This window comes from Lachnoanaerobaculum sp. ICM7 (assembly GCF_000287675.1).
GTDB lineage: Bacteria > Bacillota > Clostridia > Lachnospirales > Lachnospiraceae > Lachnoanaerobaculum.
Map to the genome: position 1 here is coordinate 12,742 of NZ_ALJL01000023.1, position 22,546 is coordinate 35,287.

The following is a 22,546-nucleotide window of genomic DNA, read 5'->3' on the forward strand; positions in this document are numbered from 1 at the left end:
AGGGGATTTTACATAATTTATTTATTTCTCAACCTATATATTTCCTCAATCCTTTGCTACCGGATACTCATTGCAAAGTAGCCTGTAAGGCTCTTCATCCTCTTCTATCTCAGGGAATCTGCCTATATCTTCATAGAATCTGTTGTCTATATTGTCATCATTACATTGGGAGACTTCACCTATAAGCACACTTCCGCTTCCCGGCTCCACATGGAACTCATGGTATTGATGCGGCCATATGGTGATGCTCTCTCCCGGCAAAAGTTTTACAAGACTTCCCGCCTTTACATAGTATGATCTTCCGTCTGAGTTTATAAGTACATCCGAGTCGGCAAGTCCGCCCTTACCGTCGTCATTATATACTTTTATAAGAAGTGTACCGCCACCTCTGTTTATGATATCCTCCGATTTAAACCAGTGGAAGTGCATAGGTGCCATCATATCGTCTCTTAAGAATAAAAGCTTCTCTGCATAGACTTTTTTATACTTCTCATTGTTTCTGTTTCCGTTTCTGAGTGTAATAAGTCCGAAACCGATCCTATCAAAATCTCCGAGTCCGAAGTCTGTGATATCCCATCCGAGCATATTATCTCTTATTTCATCATATTCATGACCTTTGTTTTCCCAATCTTTTGGTGTCCAGTTGCAAAATGGCGGCAGATGAAATCCGTTCTCTTTTATAAGCTCCTCCATCTCTCTTATGATGCTGTTAATTTGTGATCTCTTCATGTCTTTCCCCTTTCTTGTAACAAATATTTGCTCATTTGTCTTTGCAATATTCTAAGCGTATTTTCTATATCATCTCCCAGATTCAGCTTTGAAATTTTTGAATCCGCCAGAGATATCGCTCCTTCATAACCGCTGAATTTCGGTTTTGCAATACCGTTTTCAAGTATATGGCATATCAGTTTGGAATCTATGATATCTTCATCTTCTTTAAATATATTCTCCGATTCCTTACTTTCCATTACTTCCTTAAGCACCGATGCTACGGGCATCTCATTATACAATGTCTGCTGTATTTCAGTATCATAGGTGAGTGTTTTTAAGAATTCCCATGCCAGTTTCTTCTTATTTGACCTTGAACTTATTGCAATATCAAGACTGTCTATCATACTTACATTATTACCCGAATTACCTGCCGGCATAGGTATGCAATCCCATGCAAATCCGGTGTATTTTTTTATCTTGTAAGGATATGACTTATAAGTCCTGTATTCGGCAAGTGACATCTGACTGAAAGCCACCTTTCCGCTGTCAAACTGCTCCTTGGTTATATTCTTATTTCCGTTTAATGATTCCAGGCTCTTTACAAATCTTATTGACTCTGCAAACTTTTCTTGATTGAAATATGACTTCTTTCCGTCTTTTGAAAAAAGTACAACATTATTTGAAAGTGCCGCATTGATCCAGTCATATTTGTATATTCCAAAGTAATCCGGGCTGCCGTCAAGGTCCCTGTCCAAAGTTATCATTCTGCACATTCTGTAAAAATCATCAAATGTGTAGTCATTTCCCGGTATATCAACATGCAGCTTTTCAAGCAGTGTACGGTTTACAAACATAAGAGTCGGCATGGCTTCATAAGGAAGAGCATATCTATGTCCCGAAAAAACTCCCGAGTTTGCAATTTCAGTATAATATTTGTCTATATCAAAGTCTTTATCTTCCATCACATATCTGTCCAGATTTTCTATAAGTCCGAGATTTATATAATTTTCAAAATCCTCGTCCAGTACCATAAATATATCCGGCATTTTATCCTTCAATATTCTCTCAGACATCCATTCGCTGTAGTCTTCCTTTTGTATTCCTCCGGAATAATTTATCTTTACACCCTTATGCTCTTTTTCAAACTTCTCTATTGCCTTATCAATTACAGAATAGCTTTCCTGTACAGCCACATCCCAATTGCTTCCGTTAAACATGGCAAATTCTATTACTGTTTCTTTGGGCCTACATATATAAAAAAATATACCAAGTATCGCTATAAAAAGAATTGCTCCCAAAAAAAGTTTTCTTTTCTTTCTCACAGTTCACCTCTGCCTATTGCCCATATAGCAAGCTGCGTTCTGTCACGAAGTTCAAGTTTGTCAAGAATCGTTGATAAATAGTTTCTTACCGTACCCTCTGAAAAACTCAGGTCTTTTGCAATTTCTTTATTGCTCTTTCCCTTTGCCACCTCTTCTATTATAGCCCATTCATTCTTTGTAACAGTCTTTATATTCTCGGATTCTACATGTATGGTTTCATTGTTTACAGCCAGCTTTGAGAAAAACTTCAAAACCTTTGAAGCGATATCGGGATTTATCATTGCCTGTCCCTGATATACCGTATTTATCGCCTCTACCAGGCTGTCCATGCTTATACCTTTTAAGAGATAACCGCTTGCCCCGTATTTTAAAGCGTTAAAAACATATTCATCATCATCAAATGTGGTGAGTATAATAATTTTTATATCCGGATAACCTTCTTTTATAATCTTTGTGCAGGACACTCCGTCAAGTCTTGGCATTCTGATATCCAGAAGTATTATATCAGGCTTGTTTTCTCTGACACTCCTGATTACTTCAAGTCCGTCAGACACGGCATCCGTTACCTCTATATCAGGTTTACTGTCAAGGATTATCTTTAAGCTTTCTCTTATCAATTCCTGATCGTCTGCAATTAAAACTTTAATCATATTCCTCTCCCCATCTTATCGGTATCATAGCTTCCACTTTAAAGCCATCTTCACTGCTGAAATTCACCTGTCCTTTTAGCATATTTACTCTTTCTCTGATATGCCTGAGTCCAAATCCTGCTTTGATATCTTCGCATCCTATTCCGTCATCACATATCAAAAGATTGATACTTCCATAGTTTTTCTTAATGGATACATCTATATTTTTTGCTTTTCCATGCCTTATAGCATTTGTAAGACTTTCCTGTACTATCCTGTATATAGCCATCTCTTCGTCTTCATCAAACTTTAGATTAATAATATCACAATCAAGTTTTATATTTACACCGGCAACCCTTTTTGTATTCTCTACAAGTTCTTCTATTGCATTTTTCAAATTCAGTCTTTCAGGTGCATCCGGTCTTAATGAACTTACACTCATTCTGATATCTTTTATACCGTTTCTGCTGACCTTTGAAAGTAAATCCAGCTGATTTCTTAAAGCCGGTTTATCATCTCCCGCCAATGCTATACAGGCATCTATACCTGCTGCCAACCCTGTGAGTGTATGTCCCAGAGTATCATGAATTTCTCTGGCAATACGGTTTCTCTCTCTGATTTCGGCAAGTCTTGCATTGTCCATCAAAGACTTCTCAAGTTCTTCATTTGTCCTTTGCAAATCTGTATTTGCTATCTCAAGTCTTTTATTCAGCTCCAGATTCTTTTCTATTATCTCTTCCTTACTTACTATTATAATAATACAGAATAATATAAAACATACCGCAGTCATAAGATTTAGCGCATTATATATAAAGTATATTAATGTCTGTATACTCTGACTGCATACCTCTATGTAAGTTGAAATATCGAAAACGTTTATAAAGAGTTTCACCAGCTCATGAGTTGTTAAAAGATAGCTTATCATAGCAATAATAACTACCATGAGCATATATTTATTTCTCTTTAAATACATCAGTGCATTTGCAAAAGTCCAAAGCAGTATTCCGTTATAATTAAAGTTTAACAGTACAATGCATATCAGCCCCAGTACAAATTCCAATACAAAGGTTGCAAATATAATTCCCGTATCATTTATTATATTACTGTTTCTTATACAAAAGGTCAGTATGAAACATACTGATGAAATAATTGCAAATATAAATATATGCAGAGTATTGCCGGGCACATTTACAGCATTTGATAAAAACAGCTTTGCCTCATGTATACTTACAACTCTTTGTGTAACTATCCATATAAAACCTGAAATCAAAATAACTGCCGCAAGAGATATGACCAGCATTATTTCCTGTATTGTATTTATTTTAAAGTTTCCTATACTTTTCATCTTATTGCCACTTCGATATATCAAATCTTGTTAAATTGCCTGCATTTATCAAGTCCACATTTATGCTTATGTCGGATTCTATTTCTTTTCCGTTTAGATAATCATATGCCGCTTTAGCCGCTTCCTTACCCATATATATGGGATGTTGTGCAACTGTGGCTGTAAAAAGCCCCTGCCTTATCAGTTCCTTCGCATCGGGCGATCCGTCAACTCCGTAGATTAAAACCTTCTTTTCACTCGTTTCTCTAAGTGCCGCAACTGCACCGATTGCTGTAGGATCGTTCAGTCCGAATATAACATCAAAATCCTTATCATTATTTTCAATATAATCAATTACAGCATGATTTACAGTCTCGATCTCACTTACACCGTCTATTTCCTCTACAATCTCATACTTTTGATTATCCTTTATAGTGTCAATAAATCCCTGCCTTCTTTGTATCATGGATAATGCTATGAGATTCTCAACAATAAGTATCTTTGCACCTTCAGGCTTTTTTCTTATCAAATCCTGTGCCAAGAGTACCCCGGCTTCATAATTATCCGATTGTATTGCACTTATTACACCGATTCTGTTATCAACATCCGTATCAATTAAAATTATCGGAACCCCTCTTTTTTTGCATTCAAGCAATGCACTTTCTATTCCGCTCCTGTCCACGGCATTTACAAACAGAAAATCAATTCCTTCATTTAACATATCCATTATTTGAGCATTTTGTCTTTCCTGGCTTTGCGCCGGATCTCTTGTTATAAGTATATCACCGTTTGCTTCAATAGTGTCTCTTATATTTTCATTGAGTACATTAAAGTAAGGATTATTCATTGTCATAAATGTCGATCCGAAAACAATTTTCTTGTCTTCAGTTTTTAATTTAAGCAAAAATACCGATAAACACAATAAAAAAACATATGCTAAGAGCATATAAAATGCCCTTAGCCTGTTTTTGTCTATTTTTTTCATTATTTACTCTTTTTTAAATTTCTAATATAGTCGATAAATACTGCAAGTAATATTACAATACCCTTTACAACAGTCTGCCAGAAAGAGTTTACATTCATAAGGTTAAGTCCGTTACTTAAAATTCCTATGATAAGGGCACCTACCAATGTACCTCCAAGCTTTCCATATCCACCTGACATTGATGTACCGCCGACTACTACCGCAGCTATGGCATCCATCTCGGCTCCGTCACCTGCTGTAGGCTGTCCGGAATACATACGTGAAGCTAAGATAACTCCTGCAAGACCTGCCATAAGTCCTGAATAAGTATACACCATGAATTTTACTTTTGAAACACTTATGCCTGAAAACTTTGCCGCAAGTGTATTTCCACCGACTGCATATATATATCTACCGATTTTTGTTCTGTTCATTATAAGAACCGATATTATAAATATAATTATCATTATAATAACAGGTACAGGGAAAATACCGATATATCCGGCACCCAGCCACTGCCATTCTTTGGAAACCACTCTTACCGGTGAACCTCCTGTATAAACACCTGCAAGACCTCTTGCAATATTCATTGTTGCCAGAGTCACGATAAATGGCGGGATCGTTGTTCTTGAAATAACAAAACCGTTAAATGCACCTATTACTATTCCGATAATTACTCCGATAAACATAGCAAGGTAAATATTCATGCCGTATCTGGATACACATCCTGCAGCAAATACGCCTGAAAGTGCTATTACGGAACCTACCGACAAGTCAATACCGCCAAGTATGATTACCATAGTCATTCCACATGCAAGAAGCATATTTGTGGATATCTGTCTAAGTACATTGAAAACATTCTTTGTTGTAGGGAATGAACTGCTTGTAGCAGGAAATACCGTAAGGAATATTGCCAGCACCAGCAATGCGATTATGATTCCCATATTCTCTTTGAAAAAATTTAACGCCTTTAAATTATTCGCTTTTTTCACTTTTTACCTCCATCATATAGCTGCCAATGCCATAATACTCTCTTGTGATATTTCTTCATGATCTATACAGCCTCTTATTGTTCCTGCCGCCATAACATATACTCTGTCGCTCATGTTGATAATTTCCGGCAGTTCCGAGGATATCATAATGATTGAAACACCCTGCTTTACCAAATCATTCATTATTCTGTATATCTCTGATTTTGCTCCTACATCTATTCCTCTTGTAGGCTCATCCATAATAAGGATTTTAGGATTTGTGGCAAGCCATCTTCCAATCATTACTTTCTGCTGATTTCCACCTGAGAGATTACCGATCACCTGCTCCTGTGAAGGTGTCTTGGTCGCCATCATATCTATATATTTTTGTGTTATCTCAGACTCTTTTTTAGAGTTTACATTCAAATTTTTTATAAACTTATCAAGAACTTCAATAGTGGTATTATATTTTATATCCTGAAGCAGATACAGTCCCTGTTCTTTTCTGCTCTCAGGTACAAGAGCAAGGCCGTTTTTTATCGCATCTTTTGGATCTTTTATATTTACCTTTTTTCCCTCAATGTATATATCTCCGGAAACATCCTTTGACAGTCCGAATATCGCCTGCATAGCCTCGCTTCTTCCTGCACCTACAAGCCCTGCAAAACCTATTATCTCGCCTTTCTTTAACTCAAAGCTGACATCTTTTACCCTATCGCCGTCTTTTAAATTCTCTACTTTAAGTATAACTTCCTTTGACGGTATAAAATCCCTTACATAGTAGTTTGTCAAAGTTCTTCCAACCATCATGGCGATGAGCTCGTCCTTGTTGGTCTCCTTTACAACCTTTGTTCCTACATATTCTCCGTCTCTCATTACCGTCACTCTGTCACATATTTCTTCAAGCTCGCTCATCTTATGTGATATGTAGATTATTCCGACACCCTTCTTTGTCAGATTCCTCATGATGTTGAAAAGATTTTCAACCTCTCTGTCACTTATGGAAGATGTAGGCTCATCCATAACCAGTATCTTTGCATTTACCGATACCGCCTTTGTTATTTCCACCATCTGCTGCTTCGCTATAGGAAGGTTCATAACAAGTTCTCTTGCATCTATATCCATGCCCAAATCATCCAGAATCTTTTGAGCATCTTTTTCCATTTTTGAAATATTTACAGTAAATCCTTTTCCTGATTCTCTACCCAAATATATATTTTCCGCCACTGTCATATACGGCACCAAAACAAGTTCTTGATGTATTATCGCAATATTGTTTTTTGAGGCATCATGAACCGACTCAATCGATACTTTCTTGCCTTCGATCTCTATCTCTCCCTCATCAAGGCTGTATATTCCACCCAGCACTTTTATAAGAGTTGATTTTCCGGCACCATTTTCCCCCAACAGTGCATGCACTTCCCCGGACTTTAACTCGAGGTTTACTTTATCTAAGGCCTTAACTCCCGGGAAACTCTTAGATATGTTTTTCATTTTCAATAAAATATTGTCTGCCACTGTTTCACCTGCTCTTATTTTCTAAATAAGGCATCCCTTGGGATGCCTTAAATTGTGTTATTTAATAGTAGTTTCGTTAAATACCGCTAAAGCTTACTGCCAGCCGTCTGTTCCGTACTTTGCTACATTGTCTGATGTGATAAGGAATGTTTCTACAGGATATCTCTCTTCAACCTGCTTTCCTTCTACATAATCATACATAATCTTAACTGCCTTCTCTGCGATAGAAACAGGAGATTGAGCACCGGTACCCTCTATTAAAGAATTACCTGATGCAAGCTCCGACTTTATGTCAGGTGAACCGTCAACACCGTAAATCATACAATTCTTGATGCCTGCCGCATTTGCCGCTGCCAATGCACCGAGAGCTGTAGGATCGTTTCCACCGAAGATTGCAACAACATCAGGATTTGACTGTAAAAGATCCTCTGCAATACCCATTGCTACCTGAAGATTTCCCTTTGCATCCTGCTGTGCTACAACTTCAAATCCATGATCTTTTATAGCATCCATAAAACCGTTTGTTCTGTCTACAACAGACTGCATAGTAGGTGAGTCAAGAACTATAATCTTTCCTCCGTTAGGTGCCTTCTTAACAAGGTCCTCTCCAACTACTTTTCCTGCATTGTAGTTATCAGATCCTGTGTATGATACAAGGTATGACATATCTCCTACTTCTGTATCAAATCCCACCATAGGAACTCCTGCATCCTTTGCAAGATCAAGTGCAGGTATAATACCCTGTGCATCCACCGGATTCATAAACAATCCGTCAAGATTTTGTGAAAGCATATCCTCAACCTGTGAAATCTGCTTTGTAACATCATTTCCCGGATCTGTTACTATAAGTTCGTCACCGTTTGCCTCTACCATTTCCTTGATTTTATCCTGAATGGTAACGAAGAATGGGTTTGTTCCGTCCATACATGTGTATCCGAACTTATAATGCTTCTTTTCTCCGCTTTTGCTTTCACTACTCTGTGCTGTTGTAGCAGCCTCTTTGCTCTCTCCCTCGGATGCGGCCTTTTTCTCTCCGCCACCACAAGCCACCAAACTACCTGCCATTGCGAGTGCCAATGCACCTGCCATTAATTTTCTTCTCATAAGACCTCCTTTTAATGCCCTCAGGCTGATGATGTAATAATATCAATAAAAGTTTTTTCATATAATTGTTTTTTGTAATGGGTATCATATGACAATTGTCATATACTATTTTTCATTCTTAAATACTCTTATAGCATCCCTGTAAGTCTGCTTCATACTCTCTCTTGCAGTAACAAATACATCATGTGAATACAGATTTCCTCTTGTCTCCTCGGCCATTTTTCTTATCGCATCTCCTGCAAATTTTGCCGCATAGGTATAGAAGTTTATCTTTCTTACTCCACGGTCAATACATCTTCTGAAGTCTTCATCACTTATGCCGGATCCTCCATGCATTACAACAGGAACTCCTGTCAGTTCTCTGATATTTTCTATTCTTTCAAAATCAAGCTTGGGTTCACTCTTGTATATTCCATGTACCGTTCCGAATGAGGCCGCCAGCGCATCGATACCTGTTTCCTCTACAAAGATTTTTGCAAGCTCCGGATCCGTATAGGCGCCCATAACATTCTCTTCTGCACCTTCAGCCCCCATAGCACCAAGCTCAGCCTCTATACTTGCACCGTATTCATCTGCAAGAGCCGTCGCATATCTTGTATTTGCCACATTTTCTTTAAAAGGCAATGCGGATCCGTCATACATTATTCCTGTAAATCCAAGATCCAGTGCAGTCTTTATCTCAGAAAAATTATCACCATGATCCAGATGTACACATACAGGTACCTTTGCCTCATCAGCAAGCATCACCATTATTTTTCCAATCTTTTCAAGCGGTACATATTTTCCATGTGCGGCATTGGCAAACTGCAATATTACAGGTGCATTTTCCTCTTCGGCAGCCTCTATTACAGCCATTATACCCTCAAGTGAAGTTGCATTAAATGCAGCCACAGCCATATTTTTACTTTCCGCTATATCCAAAATATTCCTAAGTGTTATTAACATAATCTTACTCCTTTATAAAATCCTGAGTTTCCCAGTTGTTTTTTATCTTTTCTTCAAGTTCCTTTATATCAATTAAACCGCTATAAGTATCGTATTCCGTAATACACATCGCACCTGTACCTGCCGCTATCTCTATAGTGGATTTTGGAGAATATTCATTTACTATTCCGTAAATAAATGCCGCTATAGCAGTATCTCCCGCTCCTATTGCAGATTTTATCCTGTCAGGTTTAAAGCTCTTTTGAAAATATTTAAAGCTGTCCCATTCTCTGCCAAGTCCAAGCTTTTTTGAAACATCATCTGCTGTACAAAGATACATACCTGCCACACCGCATTTTATAAGCAAAATTGAAACTCCAAATTCCATGATCTTTTTTGCAAGCGGCAGCACATCCTTTTCAAGGCTTAAGCACATGCACACATCTTCTTCTCCCGCTCTTTCCAAAAGATCTTCATATGCTTCTTCATCCGTCATACATAAAAGTTCTTCAAAACTCGGCTCAAATACATCCACAAAGGGAAGTACCTGCTTTAGGATTTCTTTCCAGTCAAGTTTTCCGGCATCGCCCTCAGGGTCTATAGCCGCCACATCAAGACTTGTAATAAGTCCGGCTTCCTTTATACTCTTATACATTTCTATAAGATCTTTTGCATTGTTTTTATAAAATCCGGCCATCAATGTGGGATAACCGAAGTGGAAGAAATAAGCATTTTTTATTTTTTCCATATTTAAATCTGAAAATTTAAAGGTATCATTTGTTCCGGGGAAATGTAAGAAACTTCTGTCAAAGCCCGGTGGTGATAATACTATAGTATATGAAGTATCTTCCCCCACAGCCTTTATAAAGTTTGTCTTTGCTCCCTTTTCTTCACATTTTTCTATTATCTGACGACCGAACTCATCATCTCCGACCTTGGCAATAAGATCAACATTTGCTCCGAATTTGTGCAATGCCATACCTGTATTGTTTACAGCTCCGCCATTTGCCACTGTCGCCCTACCCACATTTATAAGTTTTCCGGGTTTTAAAAGCTTGCCGAAGTTTTTCCCTTTTGTATCATATATTTGAGGTGTAATATCATAGGATATATGGCCTGCAACTATTATTTTTCTGTCCATATTGCCCCCTTTCAAAAATAATTTACTAAAATTTGCAAAAAAATAATAGTTACATTAGTCATTCTTTTTGACTGATATAACTATTATCTTTATTAAAGTTTATTCCAAATAAATTTCCACATCGCCCATAACAAAACTGCGGTTATTACAGTTATAATTATCCATCCACCCTCTACTTTTGCCAGAGGCAGATCAACATTCATACCGAAAAATCCCGATATAACTGTAGGTATTGTCATAAGAAGTGACCATATGGTCATAATACGCATTGTTTCATTCAACTTTATATTTATCAGGTTATTGTACATACCGCTCATCTGCTCCACTATGCTTGTCGCCATCTCGGCCATATCACTTGCCTGCTTTGCCTCTATGTACGCATCTTCCAGCTCTTCTTTTTCCGCTTCATTACATTTTTTAATTGCCGAAGTTATCCTCATCTGTCTTATTGCAACAACATTCTGTCTTGTTGCGGCACCAAGATAGATAAGACCTACCTCAAGGTCTGACAGATCCCAGATTCCCTTATCATTTGTGTTCATTCTGAGTCTTCTGTTAAGATGCAATCTCTCTTCATTCAGCTTATCCAGTATCGGTAAAAATGAATCCGATATAACAAAAAGGCTTAAAAACAAAAGCATCATAGGACTGCTTGCTTCTTCAGCCTGTATATACTTTTCAATAAGCGGAACTATATAGTTCGTATCATAGGTAACGAACATAAATATACTCTCTGAATCTACAAAAAACTTTATTGACCTTGTCTCATAATGTCCGTTGTTTTGTGTAAATGCCGGCACATGTATTACCACAAGCAGATTTTTTCCGTCATATTCCACTCTCGCTCTTTCATTTGAGTCAAGAACATATTCAGCCATTTCCTCTGTCAAATCAAATTTTGTTTCCAAAGTCTCCACATCGGCAATATTACTGACATCTACGACTTTCCAATAATACTTTTTTCCCTCTTCTCCCAAATATAACTGCATCTATTAAACCTCTGAGTGTATTAACCTTTTCTATTTGTATTCCTTATACCATTTATCATCAACTGTAATATATTTTATCTTTTCAATAAGTAATTGTTCTATATTGGCATCGGTCTCTTCCACAAGCTTCTTTTGAAGTCTTTCGCAAGTCTCCTTTTCAAATATCAGACTTATGGTCACCATCTCATCAAATACGGTATCTTCTATAACTATATTTTCACTGTCTGCTATATACTTTATCTTTCCGTAAAAATCATATCCGAATTTATACTGTACTCTAAAACCGTCTCTGATCTCTCCTGTTTTAGTATTGACAAGCGCCTCTATAACCGCTCCCTGATATGCACGTATAAGTCCGCCCACACCAAGCAAAGTTCCTCCGAAATATCTCGTAACCACTGCCACTATATCAAAATAACCTTGATTTTCCAGTACTTCCATCATAGGCATTCCGGCACTTCTTTGCGGTTCACCGTCGTCCGAACATTTTTTCTTATTTCCTTCTTCTCCTATGATATATGCATAGCAATTATGCCTGGCATCATAGTACTTTTTCTTTATTTTATCTATAAATTCAAGTGCCTCTTCTTCAGAGCTTACCATAGCAATATTTGCTATAAATCTTGATTTCTTTTCTACAATCTCGGCTTCATTATTTTCCAGAATGATTTTCATAGACCTACTCTCCTGTTTCACCAAGGTATTATAACAAATGTTTGATAAAATAAAAAGGCTAATAAAAAAAGCCTCCGGGTTAAAAAACCCGAAAGCTCTTAAACTTACTATATTGAAAGTACCATATCCACCTGACGTGAAAAAGATACTCCTGTTTTACACCAAAGTGCAAAATGCTCACAATTGTTTCTGGTAAAATTGTAGGCTCTTTCTCCAAGCCTTGATTTTGCCCTCTCTATAGTCTCCTCCGGTGAAAACAGCTTATACTTTGCTTTAAATAAAAAATCAAATATGCCGGTCTGTTCTCTCGGATTTTTATCAAAGTTTGTACTGCTCCTGAGTTTCCTTGGCGGGCCGCCCGTCTTTGGAAAATGAAGTACAAAATAATCCTGTGACCCTTCGGTAAATTCCTTTAAATCAGTCTCGTATATGCTGACATTCCTTCCAAAATCCTTGGTTTTGTCCGCATAATGAATAACTTTACCGTCTCCTATATAAATACCGTAGTGATCATATAATGCTCTGGATACTCCAATCACATCTCCGGGCTTTAGGAAACTGCCTGAAACCAATCTTTCAAATTTCTCTTCCATAGCACTCATTGTACCGGTAGCTTTTCTTATATTATTTTTATCAAGAATCCTTGCATGACCGTCAAGAAGACTGTACTGCAATCTATAGCCCATTTCTTCTTTTTTATCTCTCCAAAAATGTTGCTTACCGTAAATTTTCTCTTCTCTGTTCGGTCTGTCACCACCGGTTCCCATCAACATCTTACCGGCAATCAAAAGTGCTAATAACATATCCACTCCAAGTAATATATAACATTTACCAAGTTAGGCTTTGCTAAGTTAGGTAATACTAATATATATTACATATGTTAATTTTTCAAGTGGAAATTACTTTTCCGAAAATTTCAGCCGGAATATATGCTTTTATACTGATTCCTTCGTCAATATATTCTTCACTGAGAATTTCACCGAATTTTCTGACAATTGCTATTTTACCGGCATCCTTATACGGGAATACATGCTCAAGATAAACTCTTTGCTTTTGTAAAATATCTTCAACAGTCTTTTTTAAATCCTCTATACCCTCTCCGGTCTTTGCCGACATCTTTAAAACTTTATCTGCGTGGAAATCTCTTGGAAGCTCCATATTCTCTTCCATCAAATCTGTCTTATTAAATACTGTAATTATGTCCTTATCAACCACATCAAGGCTCCTTAGTGTATCGTATACCACCAACATCTGTGATGATGCCTCTTCATTTGAAGCATCCACCATATGTATCAGAAGATTTGCATACTTTGCCTCTTCCAGAGTGGATTTGAATGCTTCTATAAGGTGATGCGGAAGTTTTCTTATAAAACCTACAGTATCTGTTACCAGTATTTCCTGACCGCTTCCAAGTTTTAACTTTCTGGTAGTGGGGTCAAGAGTTGCAAAGAGCTTGTCCTCTGCCAAAATATTTGCATCTGTGAGCTTATTGAGCAAAGTGGATTTTCCGGCATTGGTATATCCCACTATTGCCACATTAAAGGCAAGATTTTCATCTCTGGATTTTCTTATCAGATCTCTATGGTTTTCAACCTTTTTGAGCTCTGCTTTCAACTGAGAAATTCTCTCATGAATAAGTCTTCTATCCATCTCAAGCTTCTTCTCTCCCGGGCCTCTGGTACCGATACCGCCACCAAGTCTTGAGAGACTGCTTCTAAGTCCTACCAGTCTTGCAGAAGAAAATTTTAACTGTGCCAATTCTACCTGAATCTTTCCTTCACTTGTTGTTGCTCTCTTTGCAAATATATCCAGAATGACCATTGTTCTGTCCATTACCTTGGTGTCTAAAAGATCCTCAAGATTTCTCAGCTGTGCAGGTGTAAGCTCATCATCGCATACCACTCCGGTAGCTCCAAGTTCTATAACTCTGTCTTTGACTTCCTCTATCTTACCCTTACCTATGTAGGTGCCGGGATGCATCCTTTCTCTGGATTGTATAATACTGTCAAGAACTGTTGCACCTGCAGTATCCACAAGCTCTGCCAGTTCTTTCATGGATTCCTTTGTATCATCACCCACATCAACTCCCAGCAAAACTACCTTTTCAACTATTTCTTTTGTTTCATATGTACTCATATACTACCTATCTGATTCTGGACTTTAAAAAAGCCACCTCATGAGAAACCTCTTCATCCTCGCCGTATTTTTCAATATATGCATTGAAACATTCCAAAGCCTTATTATAATCGCTCATATATTCATAGCATGATCCTTTTGAAAACATCAAAGACTTTAAGGTCTCATCATCATGTGCATTTAAAGTCTTATTTTCCAAAAGTGCCATACCTTCTTCCACAGCTTCAAGTGCCTTGTCATAATCTTCTCTCTTTGACAAATGCTTTGCATAAACAGCCAGCACTTTGGCGCTCTTTCTATTGGTTTCTTTTAACTGTTTTTCTAAAAACTCTTCCGCCTTATCAAGATATGATGAATCTGAACTCTTATCATACATATCCTCATAATACTGTACTATACTGATACCGGCATTGATATGTAATTCACCTCTGTCATCCAGACTCTGTGCCTTATCATACATTGCCACGGCATCTGCTATATCTATATCCATATCTACATTGCTGAGTTTAGTATATATGATAGCCAGCATATCCAAGTATTCCATTCTTTCTTCATCTGCAGATATAAGAAGTCTGTATGTATGCTCTGCAGCCTTGTAATCTCCGGCTTTATACTCGGCTTCCGCTCTGTATCTGAGTATATCTATTTCAAGACCTCTGATATTTTTGCTTCCATGTACGCCTATAGCCTTATCAAAGACTTCTACAGCTTGTGCATATTTACCTTCTTCAAGTAGGGCCTTGCCGCTTTCAAAGTATTTCTTTTCATTTACGCCACAGCCGCTTAGTAAAACAAGAGATAATATGCCTAATACAAATATATTTTTAATTTTTCCCTGTACTGCCAAAGCCACCTCTGTCTACTCCATCCAATTTATTCACTTCTTCAAATTCAAATGCATCCTGATGCTTTATTATTCTAAACTGGCATATTCTGTCATTTACTTCTATAACAGTATCTCTCATTGCCAATGCCGGAAATCTCCATTCATCATTGTCACCGCAATATGACTCATCGATAACTCCCATTGAGTTGGTCTGTAAGATTCCGAAGTTTTTGAAAGTGGAACTTCTGGGTACCACCAATGCTTCATATCCGGACGGCAATTCCATTCCCACTCCAAGTCTGATAAGCTTGTAATCTCCCGACTTCATCTCAACTCTTTCAGCGGCTCTTAAATCTATCCAGTCACTTTTTCCATCTATAAATTTCAGTTTTTCAATCTCTTCACTGAAATATTTTATCTTTATCTTCATATTAATTATCTTCCCCTACTCCGTTTACTTCACTTTCAAAGCCGAACTTCCATCCGGTCTCTTCCTCAACCTCATGCACTATCTCGGCTTCAAGATCCGAATTGAGTCTTGGCAATGATTCTTTTGACTCAACTCCAAATCTTCTTAGGAATTCTTCGGTAGTTGCAAACTGTGAAGGTCTTCCGGGTGCATCAAGTTTTCCGGCTTCATAAACAAGTCCGAACTCTACCAGCCTGCTAACCACATGGTCCGATGAGACACCTCTTATACGTTCTATTTCAGCCTTTGTAATAGGCTGTTTGTAGGCAATAATTGATAATGTCTCAAGCAGGGCATCGGTAAGCACCTGCTTTTTGGGTGTCTTACATACCTTTATAAGTTGTTCATAGTACTCTGTCTTTGTACACATCTGAACACAATCTCCCAGATCAATTATCTGTATTCCTCTATTATCATTATTATACTTTACTTTTAATGATTCGAGATTTTGAATCACTTCATTCTCTTTCATATCAAGAGCGGCACATAATTGTCTTATTTCTACAGATGTTCCCAAGGCAAAAAGTATTGCCTCAATCGCCGCTTCTGTTTTACTTAATTTAGCCATCTAATATATCGCTAAGATCCAGCGTCTCCTCCTTTCCCTCTTCTTCCAAAGTTTCTATTTGCATTTCTCCGAAAGTCTCCTCCTGTAAAAGAGCTATTTTACCTATTTTCATAAGTTCCAATACGCTTAAAAATGTAACAACAACTTCAAGCTTGCTTACCTGACTTTCAAGGAGTGATTTAAAGGTAAATTTTCTGTGCTTTCTGGCATATGCCATAACCTCCGTTATCTTGGTTTCCAAAGATACAGGTTCCTTTTTTATAGTGCCGAAATTACTTCTTACCTTATCTATCCTGTTTTCCTTTTGCTTCATTACACGGTCAAATACTTCTTTTAACTTGTGTAAATTTAAACCGCCGAAAAGCTCATCCAGGTTTACAGGCTCCTTATATTCTTCCACTTCAGCCGGAATACTTGGCTCCTTAAAAAGTATTTTACCGGCGTCAAAATATCTTCCGGCAAGCTCATTTGCCATCATCTTGTATTTTTTATATTCAAGCAGTCTTGCCACAAGCTCCGCTCTCGGGTCAATGATCTCCTTTGTCTCCTCATCTTCTTCAAGCGGTAAAAGCATCTTTGCCTTTATATCAAGAAGCGTGGTAGCCATTACAATAAATTCACTCATCAAGTCAAGGTCATCGGTTTCCAGCTCGTTCATATAGTTTAAATACTGCTCCGTAATACTCACAATCGGAATATCATATATATCTACTCTATCCCTTTCTATAAGATATAAAAGCAAATCAAGCGGTCCTTCAAACCTCTCCAATTTGTATGAAATCTCCATACTCACCTCTCATATATAGATATCACTCAACCTTACTATTGTAACAAATTTCAAGCTTTATTGCGACACTTAAGATTAATCACAATCAGCTCCGACATATCATTCAATCTGATATTTATACTGTGAGTTCCAAGTCCCGCTCCTATTATCTGAACCATATTTCCCACTTTTTTCATTCCTACAACCAATCTGTTAAAGAAATGAAACTGTGGTGTCATTACGCCTATACCGCCGGGAAGCCTTATCGTTCCACCGTGAAAATGCCCTGCAAGTGCCAAATCCACATGACTGTCTGCATAGTCTTTTACAAACAGTGGTGAATGTGCCAATAATATATTAAACTTTGATTCATCTATACTTATGCGCTTATCTATATAACCCTGATCCAGAGGCTTTTTAAATCTTCTCAAATAATATTTTTTCTCGAGGTCCAATCCGTGAACGCATATATTATCATCCGAATCATAGCTTTTATTTGAAAGATATACTATTCCCATATCCTCAATTATCTGCTTATATTGCCTGTAATTTAATCCGAATCTGTTCTCACTCAGTCTTTGTTCATGATTTCCGTTGGCATATATACATTTATACTTACTCGAAAGTCTTTTTAAAAGCACAAGCACATTTTCTATACCAAGTCGCCCCTTTACAGTTATCATATCACCGCCTATAAGTACCAAATCAGGTGATATATCATCTATAGCCGCAAAAAGCTTTTCATTGTTTTTTCCGAAACTGTTATTATGTAAATCTGTTAAAAAGACTATTTTCTTTTCACTCTTAATCTTTTCACTGCTTATACTGTATTGTACCGTTTTAAAGTTCTTTCTTTCATAAAAAGAACGGAGCAGCAAGGAAATACTCCCCACTGCTCCTAATCCTATAATTTTAGAAAATATATTTTTCATCAAACTCCTAGCTTACCCAAACGCCGTCACTGTTTAAAGTGTATCCGTCAGGTGTGGTGGTATTTGTCAACATTTTACCATCACTTCCCAAATAATACCATAGTCCGTTGTACTTAAGCCAGCCTGAAGAATTCATCGCTCCGGAATCCTCCATAAAATACCAGGATCCGCTTGTATCCTGTCTCCAGCCTTTTGCCATTCTTCCGTCCGCATCAAACCAGTATTTTTTTCCGTTAATATTTAAAACTTCCGCTCTGGCACTTGTTCTATCTGATTTTACATAAAACCAGCTTCCATTGCTCTCTTTCCAACCTATATCCGGTGCCATACCCGGACCGTAGTTTTCAGCCCTTACATCAGATGTGGCAATTGACTTCGGTGCGGCATCCACTTTTGCACTGTCCGCATTTGTTACCTGAACTTGCTGTGCAGATTCTGTTCTTGCCACCACTTCCTTTTTTGCAGCCTGCACTGCGACCCCGGTAATGCTCTTTTTCACACTTACATCTTTTGATGCGATATCCACACCGCCTGTTGAAGCTATCTCAAAGCCGTAGTCAAGCAAGGCTCTTGTGTCGGTATAGTGAGTTCCCTGGCTCTTTAGTATTACAACTACCAGTCTTACACCGTTTCTCTCCGCACATGTTACCAAAGTATTTCCCGCACTCTTTGTATATCCGGTCTTTCCGCCTATTACACCCGGATAATATCTGTTGTCATTGGTCTGAATCATCTTATGATGCATTGCAATTGAAGTGGCAGGTTTTCCCTTTGTTGCGGGAAATGTATAATTTCTTGTACTTGCAATAGCTCTGAAATTAGGATTCCTAAACGCTTCAGCGGCAATCAATGCCATATCCTTAGCTGTAGTCTTATGGTTTTGATTGTTCAAACCGCTCGGATTTACAAAATTTGTGTTTTTTGCACCTATTTCTCTGGCTCTCGCATTCATCATATTTGCAAAGCCCGGTATTGAACCTCCGACATGCTCGGCAAGTCCGTTTGCAACTTCATTTGCCGAGGCAAGCATTGTTCCGTAAAGCGCATCTCTTACACTTATTCTGTCACCTTCCACTACACCTAAGTTTGTAGCTCCCGATTCCAGATTTGTAGTTGCACTCTTTGAAAACACCACAGTGTCATCAAGATCCGCCTGCTCCAAAGCAAGCAATGTTGTCATAATCTTAGTGATCGAGGCAGGGAAAAACTGCTTATTCCCATCTTTTTCATACAGGAATTCACCTGTATTTGCATTGTAAAGTGCAGCTCCCTGCGATGCTATGTTTGGAGGAGTAGCTGCATATGTTACCATTCCGTTCCCCGGTGCAAAGCTTATCGCTCCTACCGCCAATAATATTGACAGTCCACCGGCTATAATTTTTTTGATTTTCATTTTTTATACTCACTTTAATTCTAAAATTTACCCTCTAACTTATTAATACTATATCACAAATATGGCACATAAGTATTAAGTAAATCTTACATACCTATGACATTCTGCTAAACTGCATTTCCCGGGTAAAGTATCTCTAACAGTCTAATAAAAACTTATCTGAAAATCAATGAACATTTGTCTTTAAATCCGTCTTATATTTATAATCTAAAACTCCGCGCTTTCAAAATCAAATGCAAAAATTCGGACCTTTTAAAGTCCGAATCTTATCAAATCTTAATTATTTATTTTTCCGTAAGCTCTTTCATTATATCTTCAACATGCTCCAGCGCTGTAGCTCTGTAGGCATTTGAACCGCAAAAAAGCAATGCGTGACTTTCATCCGAGTTTGCTGCAGAACACAGTGCATCGGTTATACAATATGGTATTGTCTTTCTGTCACATACAGACAATGCCAAACAGTTATGACAATGTCTTATCGGTATAGGACCCGTCTTCAGTCTGTCCATAAAGTCGTTTCTTATGGCTCTTCCCGGCATACCTACAGGTGATTTTGTGATAACTATATCTTCTTCTTTTGCATCAATATATGTCTGCTTGTAATCATCAGGTGCATCACATTCATATGTGGTAACAAATCTTGTACCCATCTGTACTCCGTCCGCACCCAAACTTATGGCATGATCCATATCTTCTTTTGTGTATATACCGCCTGCTACAAATACCGGAATCTTTTTACCGAACTTTTCTTCATAGATTCTTACTTCCTCTATGATTTCTTTTATTTCGGCATCATATTTTTCTCTTTTATAATTTTTACTTGCCATAGTATCAGCACCAAGCTCATGAAGCTCATCATAGGAAAATCCAAGATGTCCTCCCGCAAGCGGTCCTTCTATTACTACAGCATCAGCTGTGGTGTTATATTTTCTGTCCCACATCTTTAAAATAACTTTTGCACTTTTTCTGCTTGATACTATCGGTGCAATACAGGTCTTTTTTGCGTTTTCGCTTAGCGCCTGTCCCTTTGCTACAAGCTCCGGCAATTCTATAGGCAGTCCGGCTCCGGATATTATAATATCCGCACCGGCTTTTACGGCTTCTATTACATAGTCCGCATATTTATTCGTTGCCACCATTATATTGAAGCCTATAAAAGGATTATAATTTTTTAATTTTTCCAAAAATTTAGAAGCCTGTTTTGAAACCTTAAATCTGTTTTCAAATACTTCCGCCGCAATATCTCTGGCTTTTTGAAGTTCGGTCTTTACGGCACGAAGATTTGCTTCTATAGGATTTTTATAAAAATCATCCTCTCTGAATCCAATCTGTGCTGTTGATATGATTCCCATTCCTCCATTGCCTGCCACATGTGCCGCAAGGGATGAAAGGCTTATTCCTACACCCATACCGCCTTGGATAATGGGATAGAGCAAACTTTTATCACCTATTTTTAAGAATTCCATATTCCCCTTTCAGCTATTTAAAACTTTCTGAATCTGTTGTATCTGTCCTCTGCAATTTCTTCCTTGGATTTTGAAGAATTCTTCTCAAAGAAATCGTCCATATTTGAAACCATCTCTTCTATTACAGTATCCATAGTGTCTACAGTCAAAGGTATATCTTCCTTTATAACTCTGTCTATTACACCCAAAGCTAAGAGTTCCTTTGAGGTGATTTTCATAACCTCAGCAGCTTCTTTGCTCTTTTTTGCATCTTTATATAATATGGAAGCGAAACCTTCCGGTGAAAGTATTGAGTATATTGAATGTTCAAGCATCCAAACTTCATTGGCTACGGCAAGTGCAAGTGCACCTCCGGATCCGCCTTCACCTATTACAACAGAGAGTATAGGTACTGTCATATCGCTCATTTCAAAGAGTGCTCTGGCTATTGCCTCGGCCTGTCCCTTCTCCTCGGCTTCTATTCCGCAAAATGCTCCCGGGGTATCCACTATGCAAATGATTGGCATATTAAACTTCTGCGCATGCTTCATAAGTCTTAGCGCCTTACGATATCCGCTTGGATTTGGCATACCGAAATTTCTGATTTTATTTTCTTTTATGCTCTTACCCTTTTGCTCTGCCACAACCATTACAGGTTTTCCATAATAGTTTGCTATACCTCCGACAATGGCACCGTCATCTCCTGAGAGTCTGTCACCATGTAATTCCAAAAAGAAACTGAACATTCTGTCAATATAATCCTTTGCAGTAGGTCTGTCAGGTCTTCTTGATAAGAGTACACTGTCCCAGGCAGTCTTAGGTGCCTTTACCTTCTGGCGCTTCTCTGCGACCTTTTCGGTGTTTTCATCCTGACTTTCCTGACGTGCAACCTTCTTAAATCCTGAGGTATGAGCTCTTAGTATCTTCTTTAATACGCTTCTTTGTTCAGATCTTTCCACTATAGCATCTATAAATCCATGCTCAAGTAAAAACTCTGCACTCTGGAAACCTTCCGGCAGCTTTGTTCCTATAGTCTGTGCAATTACTCTCGGGCCTGCAAATCCTATAAGTGCCTTAGGCTCTGCCAGTATAATATCACCAAGCATTGCAAATGAAGCACTTACTCCACCCATTGTGGGATCTGTGAGGAAGCTTATAAAAAGCTGTCCTGCCTCATGATGTCTTTTTAATGCCGCTGAGGTCTTTGCCATCTGCATAAGTGAAATCATACCCTCCTGCATTCTGGCACCGCCTGAACATGAGAAAATAATAATCGGCATTTTCTCTTCTGTAGCCTTTTCCACTGCTGCCGTTATCTTTTCTCCAACCACTCTTCCCATGGAAGACATCATAAATCTTGCATCACATACGGCTATAGCTGTTCTTACATTACCTATAGTAGCCTCTCCGGTAACTACAGCTTCATTGAGCTTACTCTTTTGTCTTTCCTCTTCCAGCTTAGTCTCATAATCCGGGAAATCCAAAGGATTTGATATAGGCATTGTCTTATTCCACTCGATGAAGCTTCCGTCATCCACAAGCATTTCTATTCTTCTGTATGCATGAACTCTAAAATATCCGCCGCATTTCGGACATGTATAAAGATTTGACTTTACATCTTCAGCAAAAATCGGCTCTTTACAGATTCTGCACTTTTTCCAAAGTCCCTCCGGGATATCTATCTTTTCACTTTCCGGTTCTATCTTTGCATATGTCTTTTTAAACATATTTCTAAACAT

22 protein-coding genes are annotated in these 22,546 nt (G+C 38.0%); all 22 read right to left on the minus strand.

All coding sequences use genetic code 11. From position 1 onward, the window contains the following. Nucleotides 1–45 precede the first annotated feature (45 nt). Nucleotides 46–729: a D-lyxose/D-mannose family sugar isomerase gene (locus tag HMPREF1140_RS07080; protein ID WP_009663185.1), complete on the minus strand. Its 684-nt coding sequence runs from the start codon at nucleotides 727–729 to the stop codon at nucleotides 46–48. After that, a complete protein-coding gene (locus HMPREF1140_RS07085; RefSeq protein ID WP_009663281.1) occupies nucleotides 726–2,033 on the minus strand; it encodes an ABC transporter substrate-binding protein in 1,308 nt (435 codons plus the stop codon). Before HMPREF1140_RS07085 ends, HMPREF1140_RS07080 begins: the two co-directional genes overlap by 4 nt. After that, nucleotides 2,030–2,683, minus strand: coding sequence for a response regulator transcription factor (locus HMPREF1140_RS07090; protein WP_009663357.1), 654 nt, complete (start codon nucleotides 2,681–2,683; stop codon nucleotides 2,030–2,032). Before HMPREF1140_RS07090 ends, HMPREF1140_RS07085 begins: the two co-directional genes overlap by 4 nt. Beyond that, nucleotides 2,676–4,007: a sensor histidine kinase gene (locus HMPREF1140_RS07095; protein WP_009663285.1), complete on the minus strand. Its 1,332-nt coding sequence runs from the start codon at nucleotides 4,005–4,007 to the stop codon at nucleotides 2,676–2,678. The genes HMPREF1140_RS07090 and HMPREF1140_RS07095 overlap by 8 nt, the downstream gene beginning before the upstream one ends. 1 nt (nucleotide 4,008) lies before the next feature. Next, nucleotides 4,009–4,971 (minus strand): sugar ABC transporter substrate-binding protein, encoded by a 963-nt coding sequence (locus tag HMPREF1140_RS07100; RefSeq protein ID WP_009663415.1) that lies wholly within the window; start codon nucleotides 4,969–4,971, stop codon nucleotides 4,009–4,011. Continuing rightward, on the minus strand, nucleotides 4,971–5,942 hold the full coding sequence (locus HMPREF1140_RS07105) for an ABC transporter permease (RefSeq protein ID WP_009663232.1): 972 nt from the start codon (nucleotides 5,940–5,942) through the stop codon (nucleotides 4,971–4,973). Before HMPREF1140_RS07105 ends, HMPREF1140_RS07100 begins: the two co-directional genes overlap by 1 nt. Nucleotides 5,943–5,954: 12 nt before the next feature. Then, nucleotides 5,955–7,439: a sugar ABC transporter ATP-binding protein gene (locus HMPREF1140_RS07110; RefSeq protein ID WP_009663180.1), complete on the minus strand. Its 1,485-nt coding sequence runs from the start codon at nucleotides 7,437–7,439 to the stop codon at nucleotides 5,955–5,957. Nucleotides 7,440–7,532: 93 nt separating this feature from the next. After that, nucleotides 7,533–8,543, minus strand: coding sequence for a sugar ABC transporter substrate-binding protein (locus tag HMPREF1140_RS07115; protein ID WP_009663353.1), 1,011 nt, complete (start codon nucleotides 8,541–8,543; stop codon nucleotides 7,533–7,535). 105 nt (nucleotides 8,544–8,648) lie between these two features. Continuing rightward, the gene (locus tag HMPREF1140_RS07120; protein WP_009663188.1) at nucleotides 8,649–9,488 is read right to left on the minus strand and encodes a class II fructose-bisphosphate aldolase; all 840 of its coding nucleotides are present in this window, start codon (nucleotides 9,486–9,488) and stop codon (nucleotides 8,649–8,651) included. 4 nt (nucleotides 9,489–9,492) lie between these two features. Further along, on the minus strand, nucleotides 9,493–10,608 hold the full coding sequence (locus HMPREF1140_RS07125; RefSeq protein WP_009663270.1) for a carbohydrate kinase family protein: 1,116 nt from the start codon (nucleotides 10,606–10,608) through the stop codon (nucleotides 9,493–9,495). Nucleotides 10,609–10,700: 92 nt separating this feature from the next. Further along, nucleotides 10,701–11,597 carry a magnesium transporter CorA family protein gene (locus HMPREF1140_RS07130; protein ID WP_009663289.1) on the minus strand — a complete coding sequence of 299 codons (897 nt, stop codon included), beginning with the start codon at nucleotides 11,595–11,597 and terminating at the stop codon, nucleotides 10,701–10,703. A 30-nt stretch (nucleotides 11,598–11,627) separates the two neighbouring features. Continuing rightward, entirely contained in the window at nucleotides 11,628–12,272 is a 645-nt protein-coding gene (locus HMPREF1140_RS07135; protein ID WP_009663416.1) for a YigZ family protein, read from the minus strand. Between the two features lie 107 nt (nucleotides 12,273–12,379). Then, nucleotides 12,380–13,075, minus strand: a complete 696-nt coding sequence (locus HMPREF1140_RS07140) for a lecithin retinol acyltransferase family protein (RefSeq protein ID WP_009663295.1) — start codon at nucleotides 13,073–13,075, stop codon at nucleotides 12,380–12,382. 85 nt (nucleotides 13,076–13,160) lie between these two features. Next, entirely contained in the window at nucleotides 13,161–14,408 is a 1,248-nt protein-coding gene (gene hflX, locus HMPREF1140_RS07145; RefSeq protein ID WP_009663239.1) for a GTPase HflX, read from the minus strand. A 7-nt stretch (nucleotides 14,409–14,415) separates the two neighbouring features. Beyond that, a complete protein-coding gene (locus HMPREF1140_RS07150) occupies nucleotides 14,416–15,261 on the minus strand; it encodes a tetratricopeptide repeat protein (protein WP_035620111.1) in 846 nt (281 codons plus the stop codon). Continuing rightward, the gene (locus HMPREF1140_RS07155) at nucleotides 15,233–15,664 is read right to left on the minus strand and encodes a dUTP diphosphatase (protein WP_009663404.1); all 432 of its coding nucleotides are present in this window, start codon (nucleotides 15,662–15,664) and stop codon (nucleotides 15,233–15,235) included. The genes HMPREF1140_RS07150 and HMPREF1140_RS07155 overlap by 29 nt, the downstream gene beginning before the upstream one ends. A 1-nt stretch (nucleotide 15,665) precedes the next feature. Next, nucleotides 15,666–16,271 carry an SMC-Scp complex subunit ScpB gene (gene scpB, locus HMPREF1140_RS07160; RefSeq protein WP_009663361.1) on the minus strand — a complete coding sequence of 202 codons (606 nt, stop codon included), beginning with the start codon at nucleotides 16,269–16,271 and terminating at the stop codon, nucleotides 15,666–15,668. Next, nucleotides 16,264–17,058: a segregation and condensation protein A gene (locus HMPREF1140_RS07165; RefSeq protein ID WP_035620112.1), complete on the minus strand. Its 795-nt coding sequence runs from the start codon at nucleotides 17,056–17,058 to the stop codon at nucleotides 16,264–16,266. Before HMPREF1140_RS07165 ends, scpB begins: the two co-directional genes overlap by 8 nt. A gap of 50 nt (nucleotides 17,059–17,108) precedes the next feature. Beyond that, nucleotides 17,109–17,969 (minus strand): metallophosphoesterase, encoded by an 861-nt coding sequence (locus HMPREF1140_RS07170; protein ID WP_009663266.1) that lies wholly within the window; start codon nucleotides 17,967–17,969, stop codon nucleotides 17,109–17,111. A 7-nt stretch (nucleotides 17,970–17,976) separates the two neighbouring features. Then, nucleotides 17,977–19,362: a serine hydrolase gene (locus HMPREF1140_RS07175; protein WP_009663339.1), complete on the minus strand. Its 1,386-nt coding sequence runs from the start codon at nucleotides 19,360–19,362 to the stop codon at nucleotides 17,977–17,979. Between the two features lie 284 nt (nucleotides 19,363–19,646). Then, entirely contained in the window at nucleotides 19,647–20,828 is a 1,182-nt protein-coding gene (locus HMPREF1140_RS07180; RefSeq protein ID WP_009663165.1) for an NAD(P)H-dependent flavin oxidoreductase, read from the minus strand. 17 nt (nucleotides 20,829–20,845) lie between these two features. Continuing rightward, nucleotides 20,846–22,546, minus strand: a complete 1,701-nt coding sequence (locus tag HMPREF1140_RS07185) for an acetyl-CoA carboxylase carboxyl transferase subunit (RefSeq protein WP_009663337.1) — start codon at nucleotides 22,544–22,546, stop codon at nucleotides 20,846–20,848.